This is a genomic window from Micromonospora sp. NPDC049523 (assembly GCF_040676775.1).
In the GTDB taxonomy this organism is placed as follows: Bacteria; Actinomycetota; Actinomycetes; order Mycobacteriales; family Micromonosporaceae; genus Micromonospora_G.
The window spans coordinates 212412-223894 of the sequence record NZ_JBFAPP010000008.1 but is presented as its reverse complement, the minus strand read 5'-3'; the positions used below and the strand labels follow the sequence as shown (position 1 = coordinate 223894).

Below are 11483 nucleotides of genomic sequence, written 5' to 3'. Positions count from 1 at the left end.
CGCTGGCCGGCATCGATGGACCACGCCGGTTGGCGACACACAGACTCTCGGGAGACGGCAGTGGACGAGGTCCGCAACCTCATCATCATCGGCTCGGGGCCGGCCGGATACACGGCCGCCGTGTACGCCGCCCGGGCCAACCTCAAACCGCTGATCATCGAGGGTGTGCAGTCGGGTGGCGCCCTGATGACCACCACGGAGGTCGAGAACTTCCCCGGCTTCCCGGACGGGATCCTCGGGCCGGAGCTGATGGACTCGATGCGTAAGCAGGCCGAGCGGTTCGGCGCCGAGTTCCTCACCGACGACGTCAGCCGGGTCGAGCTGAACGACACCGGCGAGCCGGGTTCCGGCGCGGTCAGCACCGTGTACGTCGGCGAGACCGCGTACCGGGCCAAGGCGGTCATCCTCACCACCGGCTCCGCCTGGCGTCCCCTCGGCGTACCCGGCGAGCAGGAATACCTCGGCCACGGCGTGTCGTCGTGTGCCACCTGTGACGGCTTCTTCTTCCGGGGCCAGGAGATCGTGGTGGTCGGCGGCGGCGACTCCGCGATGGAGGAGGCCAGCTTCCTCACCAAGTTCGCGGCCAAGGTGACGATCGTGCACCGGCGGGACAGCTTCCGGGCCAGCAAGATCATGGCCGAGCGGGCGCTGAGCAACGAGAAGATCCAGGTGGAGTGGAACAGCCAGGTCGAGGAGGTCCTCGGCGCCGACGGCAAGGTCACCGGGGTACGGCTGCGCAACGTACACACCGGCGAGACCAAGGTGCTCGACGTCGCGGGTGTGTTCGTGGCGATCGGTCACGACCCTCGTAGCCAGCTCTTCCAGGGCCAGGTCGACATGGACGAGAACGGCTACGTACGGGTGAACGCGCCGGGCACCACGACCAACGTGCCGGGCGTCTTCGCCGCCGGCGACCTGGTCGACCACACCTACCGCCAGGCGATCACCGCCGCCGGCACCGGCTGCGCCGCGGCGCTGGACGCCGAACGCTTCCTCGCCACGTTGGAAGTCTGAGACAACCGAAAGCGCACGCCCGGAGGAGGGTCTTTTCATGGGAACAACCAAGGCGGTCACCGACAAGAATTTCGTCAGTGACGTGCTCCAGTCGGAGAAGCCGGTGCTCGTCGACTTCTGGGCCGAGTGGTGCGGACCGTGCCGGAAGGTCTCCCCGTTGCTGGAGGAGATCGCCCGCGAGATGGGCGACAAGGTCACCATCGTGAAGCTCAACATCGACGAGAACCCCGAGACCGCCATGGCCTACCGGGTGATGTCGGTACCGACCCTCACCATCTTCAAGGGTGGCCAGCCGGTGCAGTCGGTGGCCGGCGCCCGTCCCAAGAGCGACCTGGTCAAGCTGATCGAGGCCGCGCTCTAGGGCAGAAAACACGTACTCGTTCGCGCCCGTCACCGGACCACGGCGGCGGGCGCGTTCCGTTGCCCCGCAGACCCGTGCCCGACAGACCTGCCCCGCGGCGGTGTGAACGCCGATGTCGTCGGCATCCGGTCATCCCAGGGCGCTGGGCACCGGGCCACGGTACGCTCCGGAAGCGTTCTCAGGAGCAGACGGCAGCCGGCGAACAGGACACCGCCGGACGATCAGCCCGACTCGCCCCCGCCGGCAGGCCGACCGAACACAGCACCCGCAGAGGGAGGTCGTTTGTGCGTCCGGTCCGACGTGGTGACCGAGGTCCCGCGGTCACCGAGATCAGAGGCGTCCTCCTCGGCATCGAACTGCTCACCCCCGACGCGTCGGCCGAGACCGACGAGTTCGGGCCGGACATCGAGCACGCCGTACGCGCCTTCCAGCAGAGCCGTGGGCTGAGCGTCGACGGCCAGGTGGGCGCCGAGACGTGGCGCGCGCTCGACGCCGCCCGCTGGCGACTCGGCGCCCGCACCCTGTACCACGCGATTCCCGAACCGCTCACCGGCGAGGACGTACGCACGTTGCAGGAGCGGCTGCTCGAGATGGGCTACGACGTGGGCCGGGCGGACAGCATCTACGGCGCACAGACCGCCCGCGCGGTCGCACAATTCCAGCGGGAGGTCGGACTCTCACCGGACGGCACCTGCGGACCGCACACCATGCACGCGCTGCGCCGGCTCGGCCGCAAGGTGGTCGGTGGGCGACCGCAACTGCTCCGCGAATCCGACGCGATCCAGCAGTCCGGCCCCAACCTGATGGGCAAGGTCATCGTCATCGACCCCGGCCACGGCGGCTCCGACCAGGGCTTTGTCGTAGCCGACGGCGCGCTGCGCTGGACCGAGGCGGAAATCGCCTACGACCTCGCCAACCGACTGCGCGGGCGGCTGGTCGCCGCCGGTATGCGAGTGCACCTCACCCGGGGCCCGATGCCGAGCGCCGCACTGCCCGACCTGGCCCGCGCGGAACTCGCGAACGAACTCGGCGGCGACCTGTTCATCTCGCTGCACGTCGACGGCCACGCCAACCCCGAGGCGGACGGGGTGGCCACCTACCATTACGGCACCGACAACGGCGTCACCTCGACCGTCGGGGAACGGCTCGCCGGCCTGGTCCAGCGGGAGATCGTGGCCCGGACCGGCATGCGCAACTGCCAGGTGCACGCGAAGACCTGGGAACTGCTCCGGCTCACCCGGATGCCGGCCGTACGAGTCGAGGTCGGTTACCTCACCTCGCCCGTGGACCTGGCCCGGCTGACCAACCCCGGCTTCCGGGACCACGTGGTCGAGGCGATGGTCGCCGCCGTACAGCGGATGTACTTCCCGGTGGAGCAGGACGTACCGACGGGCTCGATCGACGTGAGCGAGCTGCGCGCGGCGGTGGCCGCCGGAGCGCTCAAGTAAGGCTCCGGCGCTGTCTCAGCCCGCCGTGGTGGTGGTACGGGTGGCCGGGCGGACCGGCCGGAGCAGGCTCTCCGGGCTCATCGAGCCGAGCAGCTTCTCCAACGCGTACTCGACGTCGGATTTCCAGGAGAGCGCGGTACGTAGCTCCAGCCGCAGCCGCGGGTAACGGTGGTGCTGGCGTACCGTCTTGAAGCCCACCGAAAGGAAGTAGTCGGCCGGGGCGACACAGCTCCCGGCCTCGTCACCGGCTTCGCCGAACTTCGCGTCCCCGAACGCCTCGATCGCCTTGATACCGCGTTTGGTCAGGTCACGGGCAACACCCTGGACCAGCATCCGGCCGAGCCCACCACCGGCGAAGGCGGCCACGACGTGCGCAGTGGTCAGCAACGCGGCGTCTGCGGAGACCGGCGAGGTGGGAAACGCCATCGACCGCGGCACGTACGCCGGTGGCGCGTACATGGCGAAGCCGGCCGGCATCCCGTCGACGTAGACGAGCTTGCCGCAGGAGCCCCACTCCAGCAGGGTCTGGGAGACCCAGGCTTCCTTCTCCAGGCCCGGATCACCCGCCGCGCAGGCCCGGTCGGCGGCCACCGGATCGAGCTCCCAGTAGACGCACTGCCGGCACGGGCGCGGCAGATCTTCGAGCGTATCGAGGGTGAGACTGACCAGACGTCGCGACATCGCCGTATCCCCAAAAATCCGGTCGGAGGCCTAAAGACCGCGAAAAATCGCCACAGCCGCGCCTTGCCCCCAACGAGCGATCGTACGCCGTAACTTCGCGGCATGGGAGAGGTCGGGCTGAGCAGTACGACCCGGATCGCGGGTCGGGCCGCCGACCGGTGTCCGGGATGTGGACCACGGGTCGGCTGTACGGCCGTAACGCTCGGCCGCGGATTACGATCGAATTAACGGTGCCGTGTGGCCTAGGGTTGCTCGGCACCCTGCGATCAGGGATGTCATGACCGACGATCAGTGCTGTCATGACCGAGCGCAGCGAGGGAGAGGCCATGACCGGCACGACGCTCGACGACTATACCGACCGCTATGCCCGCCGGGTGCGGGGCATGACGGCATCGGAAATCCGAGCGCTCTTCGCCGTCGCGAGCCGACCCGAGGTGGTGTCGCTCGCTGGCGGTGCCCCGTACATCGCCGCCCTGCCGCTCGACGCGGTCGGTGAGATGCTCGGCCGGCTCGGCGCCGAACAGGGCACCACCACCCTCCAGTACGGCATCGGCCAGGGCATGCTCGACCTGCGTGAACGCATCTGCGAGGTGATGGCGCTCTCCGGCATCGACGTCGGCTGCGGCGCGTCACCGGAGGACGTGGTGGTCACCGTCGGCGGCCAGCAGGCCCTCGACCTGGTCGCCAGGCTCTTCCTCGACCCCGGGGACGTGGTGCTCGCCGAAGGCCCCACCTACGTCGGCGCGCTCGGCGTCTTCCAGTCCGCCCAGGCCCAGGTCGTGCACGTGCCGATGGACGATGACGGGCTGATCCCGGAGGCGCTGGAACTGGCCATCGCCGACGTGGCCCGGACCGGCCGGCGGGCGAAGTTCCTGTACACCATTCCGACGTTCCAGAACCCCACCGGCGTGACCCTCACCGACGAGCGGCGGGAGCGGGTGCTCGACATCTGCGAGCGCGCCGGTCTACTGGTCGTCGAGGACGACCCGTACGGCCAGCTCGGCTTCGACGGGGACGCGCCGGCACCGCTGCGGGCCCGACGACGCGACGGCGTCTTCTACCTCAGCACCTTCTCCAAGACCTTCGCGCCGGGCCTGCGGGTGGGCTGGATCCTCGCCCCGCACGCCGTACGCGACAAGCTGGTGATCGCCAGCGAGGCGCAGATCCTCTGCCCGAGCGCGTTCGCCCAGTCGGCGGTCACCAGCTACCTGAGCACCATGCCCTGGCGGGAACAGCTCAAGACGTACCGCGAGGTCTACCGGGAGCGCCGGGACGCGATGCTCGACGCGCTCGGGGACCTGATGCCGGCGGGCACCACGTGGACCGAACCGGGCGGCGGGCTGTTCGTCTGGGCGACGCTCCCCGACGGCCTGGACTCGAAGGCGATGATGCCGAGGGCGATCGCCGCCCGGGTCGCGTACGTGCCGGGCACCGGCTTCTACGCCGACGGGACCGGCACCGGTCACATGCGACTCAACTTCTCCTTCCCGCCACCGGAGCGGATCCGCGAGGGTGTCCGCCGGCTGGCCAGCGTGATGGAGCAGGAGATGGCGATGCGGCAGGTGTTCGGCACGGTCAGCCGACCGCTGAACGGCCGCCGTGGGCAGGCCGGCGCGGACGCTCCGGGTCCCGACTTGGCATGATCTCGGCATGAGTACGCCGCCTGCCGACTCCGGTCCCCCCACGAACGAACCACTGTTCCCCACCGCGCACGCCATCACCGACATGCGCGTACTGGTGCTGGCCGGCGGCTTGTCCTACGAACGCGATGTGTCGTTGCGCTCGGGGCGCCGGGTGCTGGACGCGTTGCGCACCATCGGGGTGGAGGTGGAACTCCGCGACGCCGACGTGGCACTGCTGCCCGCGTTGCAGGTCGATCCGCCGGACGCGGTGGTGATCGCACTGCACGGTGCGACCGGCGAGGACGGTTCGCTGCGCGGCGTGCTCGACCTCTGCGACGTCCCGTACGTCGGCTGTGACGCCCGCTCGTCCCGGCTCGCCTGGGACAAGCCCTCCGCCAAGGCTGTGCTGCGCGAGGCGGGCATCCCGACGCCGGACTGGGTGGCGCTGCCGCACGACCGGTTCTCCGAACTCGGCGCGGTCGCGGTGCTGGACCGGATCGCCGACCGGCTGGGACTGCCACTGATGGTCAAGCCGGCGCAGGGCGGATCGGGCCTGGGCGCCGCCGTGGTCCGGGACGCCGCGGCGCTACCGGCCGCGATGGTCGGCTGTTTCGCGTACGACTCGACCGCGCTGGTCGAGCGGTACGTGCCCGGGATGGACGTGGCGGTTTCGATCGTCGACCTGGGCGACGGCCCGCGCGCTCTGCCTGCCGTCGAGATCGTGCCCCGCAACGGCGTCTACGACTACGCGGCCCGCTACACGGCCGGTCTGACCACCTGGCACGCACCGGCCCGACTGGCACCCGTGGTGGCCGCCGAGGTCGCCGACACGGCCCTGGCGGCGCACACGGCGCTCGGGTTGCGTGACCTCTCCCGGGTCGACCTCATCGTGGACGAGGCTGGACGTCCGCACGTGCTGGAAGTCAACGTCTCGCCGGGGATGACCGAAACCTCGCTGCTGCCGCTGGCGGTGCAGGCGGCCGGACTCGATTTCGGCAAGCTACTCGGCTCGCTCGTCGCCCGCGCGGTCGGCCGACGGCGCTAGGCGCCGGACTGCCGCACCAACCTCTACCGCCAGCTTCGGTACGCCCGTTCCTGTCTGTTCCGCGCTGTCTTTCCCTGGTCCTGCGTCCGCGCTGTCCAGCATCTGTGCTCTCGCGTCCGTGGCTCCCGCACCCGTGCTGTCCCTGCTAATGCGCTGTCCTGTCCACGGGTTCCCCTGCTCGTCCTGGTGATCGGGCGGCACCGGATGCCCGGTGGCCGACCCGATCTCCAAGGTCTCGCGTACGGCCGGTCACCCGGCGGACCGATCAACCGGCCGTTCGGTCCGGTCCTGCTGTTCGGGGTCGCCGGCTTGCTCGGTCTTACCGTTCTGTTCAGTCTTGGTGTGCTGTTCGGTCCCGTCAGCCTGCTCGGTCCCGTCGGCCTGTTCCGGTGGCGCCTCGGCGTACGCGACCAGGGATCCGTCCGTCACCGATCGGTCCGCCGGAGCGTTGTCCGGGGTAGCTCCATCCGGTGCGGTGCCGGTCGGGGCATCGCCCTCGACGTCGTCGCTTGAGCTTGCCGGCTCCAGTTCGACGTCTTCCAATCCCAGGCTGGCTGCCGCCTGCTGGGTCAGATTCGACGGCGCCTGCCATTGAATCCGTGGTGGCGCCGCCAGCGGTCGCCCGCCGAACTCGGCCAACCAGGCCGCTACGTGGGCAAGGTTCTCCCGCCAGGTCGACTCCGGGATCGCCGGCAGGATGGCATCCCACAGCGACAGGAAGGTACCTCGTAGCTGCAGCCGGCCGTACGGCCTCGCCAGGAACCACATGTGCAGGTGAGCCGAGCCGTCGCCCCACCGGTTGACGTGGACCCGGGCGACGCCGTCGAGGGATCGGATGGCTCGCTCCAGGCGCACGGTCATCACACCGAGCTCGGCCGCGAGCAGGTTGGGTAGGTCGCCCAGGTCGAGATGCGACCGGGATTCGAGAATGAGCACCATCGGCAGACCGGTCGGGCGGTCCATGGCGCGTACCCGCCAACGCTCACTGATCCAGATGTACGCGTCATCCGGGGCGTTGCAGGAGAGGCATTCGGCCGAACCTTCGCCCTTGCGAGCCGGCTCGACGTCGACCGGGTCGTCGAGGTGCTTGACGCGGAGGTCGCCTTCGAAGGGGAACGAGGGCCACTTGGCGAAGTCTGGTACGGAAAGAGGGGTGTGGGGCACGACGCTGACCCTAACCGAGTTACAGACGACTGTCCCTCCCCATCTCGGCCCGCGCGCGGTACGCAAACCGGGCTGACCACCGGCCCTGCTCCGGTGTACGTCGGTTCGGCCCGCACAGCTCGGCAACGGCACCCCGAAACAGGGGCGAGAGCTGGGTCGAAGTCGTCGATCAGGACCGGCGACCCCCACCATCAGCCGTCCGAGAGCCCGATTTTCGGTCCGTCATCCACAGGGCCACACCCCGGTTTACGCGCGGTTTCACGTGAAACGGGGGCAGGCTGTGGACAAACCCTGTGGATTACTTCGGGCGCGCGTTCGCTCGGCACGTGCGGCCGCTCCGGCACCCGGTTCCGTCCGTCGCCGGGGCCGCGATCGCGGCGCGTTTCGCCCTCCGGAGAGCTCGCGTACCACGTCCCTGGTCGACGTCCTGCTGTAGTTCGGTGGGTGGCGGTCAGCGAGACCAGGCCGAACCCGATCAGCGGGTGGTGGTCATGTTCGCCGACCTGTCGCCCGGTGCCATGCCGCCGCGAACTCGACCGGTGGCCCTGACGTCAGGGGTCGAGACTCTGCCCATGCGTCACGGATGACCGGCGCAGGGGAAGACGTACGCCGCCGTTGCCTCGTTGCGAGTGGCCCCACTCCTATCACCCGTCATGCCTCGCCTTCCATCGCAGCGACGGCCCATGCCACGGAGAACGAATACCGCCACGGCTGGCGGGCGCTCCCGCTCTTTGAGCCGAGGGGTCAGCCCGCCCACTCGTGCTGCCCCTACAACGGCATCCCGCGCGGCCAATGGCGGCAGGACAGCGGGAGCCTGCGCGTCATGGGGCGCTCATCGCTGCCACCGAGGGCGCTGCCACCCCGACCACAGGACAAGACGAGCGGTACTCCGACAACAACTCGCGAGCGCGGCGAGATCGGGCGTGCTACCGGGACACGATCGGCTGCGGGTTGGTGTGACGCCTCCTTCGGTGGATCCACATCGCCCTGACATCGGCGGCCACGGCGGGCCGACAGACCGACTGCGATGAGCCCGGCAATGGATTTCCGGGGCCGGATACGGGAGCTTCTCCGCCCGCGCCGCCGACGGCCTACGACTGGCCGAACTGCCGCGCTCGTTCTGCCCGGCGGTTCGGTCACCGGCACCGCCGCGACGACGTGTTCCTGGCGACGAAGTTCCACGGCCAGATCGGTGACACGTTGTCCAGCTGTTCTTCGGAGAGCGGCGTGGACCACGCCCGGTGTCGCGACGGTCGACGGCGAAGGACCGGGCACCCGTCGGATCGGCCCACTCCCCGCACGGTTTCACGTGAAACAGGCCGGCGTGGAACGCGCCCGCTGTGGGAACAGAAGCGACCGAGGGCCGAGGGCCGGGGCCGAGCGCCGGGGGGCGGGGTCCGGGGGCCGGGGGGGGCGGGGTCCGGGGGCCGGGGGCCGGGTGCAACGGGAGCAGAGTGCAGCAGGAGCAGGGCAGCGGGAGCGGATCCAGCGCATGGAACGCCGACACCACCACCCGAGTCAGCGCGTCCACAGCCGGCCGGACGACTGCTTTCAGAGACTGGGCGAGGGGCGGTGCGGTAGCGGACGGCGTACCCCGGAGAACAGCGATGGCCGCGACACCGCCGGGATCGGCGGGCGCGGCCATCGGACTGGGCTACGGATCGGTCAGTCGGGAGCGTCCTGCTCCTCCATGCCGATGATGCCCACGATGCGCTCCAGATCGTCGACCGAGGCGAACTCGATCGTGATTTTGCCCTTGCTCCGGCCGATGTCCACCTTGACCCGGGTGTCGAAGCGATCGGACAGCCGGTCGGCGAGATCGGTCAGTGCCGGGGCGTGCGGCTTGGCCCGTCGGGTCGCGGGCGTGCTCTTCGTCGCCGCCCCCTCGGAGATCGCCAACTGCACGAGCTCCTCGGTCGTACGCACCGAGAGCCCTTCGGCGACCACCCGGAGCGCGAGTGCCTCCTGTGCGTCCGCCTCGTCGAGGCCCAGGAGAGCGCGTGCGTGACCGGCGGACAGTACGCCCGCGGCAACCCGCCGCTGCACCTGCGCCGGGAGGTTCAGCAGCCGGATCGTGTTGGAGATCTGCGGCCGACTACGGCCGATGCGCCGGGCGAGTTCCTCATGGGTGGCCCCGAACTCCTCCAGCAACTGCTGGTACGCGGCCGCCTCTTCCAGCGGGTTCAGGTTCGCGCGGTGGATGTTCTCCAGCAACGCGTCCCGCAGCATCGCGTCGTCACGGGTGTCCCTGACGATCGCCGGGATGACCTCGCGCCCGACCGCTTGCGCCGCACGCCACCGCCGCTCGCCCATGACGAGCTCGTACTGCTCGCCGTCGAGGCGCCGTACGACGATCGGCTGGAGGAAGCCGACCTCCTGGATCGAGGTCTTGAGCTCCTCCAGCGCCTCCTCGTCGAAAACCTGCCGAGGCTGCTTCGGGTTGGGCACGATCGAACCGACCGGGATCTCCGCGAAGTGCGCCCCCGGTACGGGCGCCAACTCGGGTCCCGAGCCGTTTGCCGGTTCCGGCGTGAACGGCTCGGGAGCGTCGGCGAAATCGCTGTCGTCGGAGATGTGGTCGCTGGCCTCGATCCGGCTCGGGTCGCCCTCGGCCGTCGCCACCCCGGACGCCGGTAGCGGGGCAGTGGGGATCAACGCCCCAAGACCCCGACCGAGCCCGCCCCGCGGACGGTTCTTCATCCCACGCCTCCCACCGAATCAACCGACCTAGGCATTCCGGCCGACGGGGTCTTTGACCCCCCGCTCCGCAATCTCCTGAGCCGCCTCGAAATAACTCGTCGCGCCCCGCGAACCGGGATCGTAGGTCATCACCGACTGACCGTAACTAGGAGCCTCCGACACCCGAACGTTGCGCGGGATGACCGCCTGGAGGACCTTGTCGCCGAAGTGGTTGCGAACGTCCTGCTCCACGGCATCCGCCAGCCGGGTACGCCGGTCGTACATGGTGAGCAGGATGGTCGAGACGTCGAGCGTGGGGTTCAGGTGCTGCTTCACCAGGTTGATGTTGTTGATCAGCTGGTTGAGCCCTTCCAGCGCGTAGTACTCGCACTGGATGGGGATCAGCACCTCCTGGGCGGCAACCAGGGCGTTGACCGTCAGCAGGCCGAGCGAGGGCGGGCAGTCGATGAACACGTAGTCGAACTGACCGGGGTAGGCGTTGATGGCCCGTCCCAGCCGTGACTCACGGGCCACCACGGAGACCAGCTCGATCTCGGCGCCGGCAAGGTCGATCGTCGCCGGTACGCACCAGAGGTTCGGGATGCCCTCGACCGCCTGGGCCACCTCCGCAAGGGGCACGTTCTCGATCAGGCAGTCGTAGACGTCCGGGATACCGGCGTGGTGCGGCACGTTGAGGCCGGTCGAGGCATTGCCCTGTGGGTCGAGGTCCACCACCAGCACCCGGTTACCGTGCAGCGCGAGCGCGACCGCCAGGTTGACCGTGGTTGTGGTCTTGCCGACGCCGCCCTTCTGGTTCGCGACACACATGATCCGCGTCCGGGTGGGGCGGGGCATGCTCACCTCGCCACTCGGGTTCAGGATTTGCACGGCGCGCATTGCCTCCATAGCCAACGGGGGATCATCCTCTTCCCGAGACGAAGTTTCACGTGAAACGTACGCGTCCCTACCCGGATCTTCCGGGAAGGGTCCGGTGCCGGGTGCGGGCGTGTCTGGCGGCCCGACCTCTGTCGGCTCCGACTGAACCGGCACGCCGGCATTGGACTGCACCACGGGACCACCCACTCCCGACGACTGGTACGACGAACCGGCCGACGCCGGTACGGGTTGCTCCGGTGTGGCGGACCCTTGTTGCGGCGCTCCGCCCCGCTCCGCCATCGGCTCGTCCGGCCGCTGCCGCTGCGCCATCAGCCGCCCCGACACCGATGCTTCTGCCGCCGCGGTTCCGGTCTCGAAGCGAACGGTCGCTCGGTCGAGCCGGGGTTGCGTGGGGCCGTATTCCTCTACTGGGCTCGTCGCCGGGTCGGACCCGTGCGATGACCGGGCTCGACTTCCGGCCGACCAGCCCTCGTACTCGGTTTCACGTGAAACATCAGGGCCATCGGATTGATAGCGCCGGGCTTCGGTTATCCCTTGATCGTCATACCTACCGTTGTCATGCACCGTGTCAT

General features: G+C 69.5%; 9 protein-coding genes. 5 read left to right on the top strand and 4 right to left on the bottom strand.

Translation table 11 applies throughout. The annotated features are described in order from the left end of the window. Nucleotides 1–60 precede the first annotated feature (60 nt). From trxB to AB0J90_RS14980, 3 genes are all read left to right on the top strand, one after another. Nucleotides 61–1014: a thioredoxin-disulfide reductase gene (gene trxB, locus AB0J90_RS14990; protein WP_363596014.1), complete on the top strand. Its 954-nt coding sequence runs from the start codon at nucleotides 61–63 to the stop codon at nucleotides 1012–1014. Between the two features lie 37 nt (nucleotides 1015–1051). Further along, nucleotides 1052–1375 carry a thioredoxin gene (gene trxA, locus AB0J90_RS14985; RefSeq protein ID WP_363596012.1) on the top strand — a complete coding sequence of 108 codons (324 nt, stop codon included), beginning with the start codon at nucleotides 1052–1054 and terminating at the stop codon, nucleotides 1373–1375. 284 nt (nucleotides 1376–1659) lie between these two features. After that, complete coding sequence (locus AB0J90_RS14980) at nucleotides 1660–2823, top strand: N-acetylmuramoyl-L-alanine amidase (protein ID WP_363596010.1); 1164 nt, start codon at nucleotides 1660–1662, stop codon at nucleotides 2821–2823. Between the two features lie 15 nt (nucleotides 2824–2838). Here AB0J90_RS14980 and AB0J90_RS14975 read toward each other — a convergent pair whose 3' ends face one another. Beyond that, the gene (locus AB0J90_RS14975; RefSeq protein ID WP_326561856.1) at nucleotides 2839–3504 is read right to left on the bottom strand and encodes a GNAT family N-acetyltransferase; all 666 of its coding nucleotides are present in this window, start codon (nucleotides 3502–3504) and stop codon (nucleotides 2839–2841) included. A 326-nt stretch (nucleotides 3505–3830) separates the two neighbouring features. Here AB0J90_RS14975 and AB0J90_RS14970 point away from each other — a divergent pair, with 326 nt between their 5' ends. Further along, nucleotides 3831–5147, top strand: a complete 1317-nt coding sequence (locus tag AB0J90_RS14970; protein WP_363596008.1) for a PLP-dependent aminotransferase family protein — start codon at nucleotides 3831–3833, stop codon at nucleotides 5145–5147. A gap of 82 nt (nucleotides 5148–5229) precedes the next feature. Continuing rightward, entirely contained in the window at nucleotides 5230–6171 is a 942-nt protein-coding gene (locus tag AB0J90_RS14965) for a D-alanine--D-alanine ligase (RefSeq protein ID WP_363596267.1), read from the top strand. 249 nt (nucleotides 6172–6420) lie between these two features. Here AB0J90_RS14965 and AB0J90_RS14960 read toward each other — a convergent pair whose 3' ends face one another. From AB0J90_RS14960 to AB0J90_RS14950, 3 genes are all read right to left on the bottom strand, one after another. Beyond that, on the bottom strand, nucleotides 6421–7335 hold the full coding sequence (locus AB0J90_RS14960; RefSeq protein WP_363596006.1) for a hypothetical protein: 915 nt from the start codon (nucleotides 7333–7335) through the stop codon (nucleotides 6421–6423). A 1665-nt stretch (nucleotides 7336–9000) separates the two neighbouring features. Then, nucleotides 9001–10035: a ParB/RepB/Spo0J family partition protein gene (locus tag AB0J90_RS14955; protein WP_363596004.1), complete on the bottom strand. Its 1035-nt coding sequence runs from the start codon at nucleotides 10033–10035 to the stop codon at nucleotides 9001–9003. A gap of 27 nt (nucleotides 10036–10062) precedes the next feature. Further along, complete coding sequence (locus AB0J90_RS14950; protein ID WP_363596265.1) at nucleotides 10063–11097, bottom strand: ParA family protein; 1035 nt, start codon at nucleotides 11095–11097, stop codon at nucleotides 10063–10065. Between the last annotated feature and the right edge of the window lie 386 nt (nucleotides 11098–11483).

What these genes read in the sequence shown, in the direction of transcription:
- trxA (WP_363596012.1), top strand. Translation starts at nt 1,052, where the DNA reads ATGGGAACAACCAAGGCGGTCACCGACAAGAATTTCGTCAGTGACGTG.
- AB0J90_RS14975 (WP_326561856.1), bottom strand. Translation starts at nt 3,504, where the DNA reads ATGTCGCGACGTCTGGTCAGTCTCACCCTCGATACGCTCGAAGATCTG.
- AB0J90_RS14970 (WP_363596008.1), top strand. Translation starts at nt 3,831, where the DNA reads ATGACCGGCACGACGCTCGACGACTATACCGACCGCTATGCCCGCCGG.
- AB0J90_RS14965 (WP_363596267.1), top strand. Translation starts at nt 5,230, where the DNA reads ATGCGCGTACTGGTGCTGGCCGGCGGCTTGTCCTACGAACGCGATGTG.
- AB0J90_RS14955 (WP_363596004.1), bottom strand. Translation starts at nt 10,035, where the DNA reads ATGAAGAACCGTCCGCGGGGCGGGCTCGGTCGGGGTCTTGGGGCGTTG.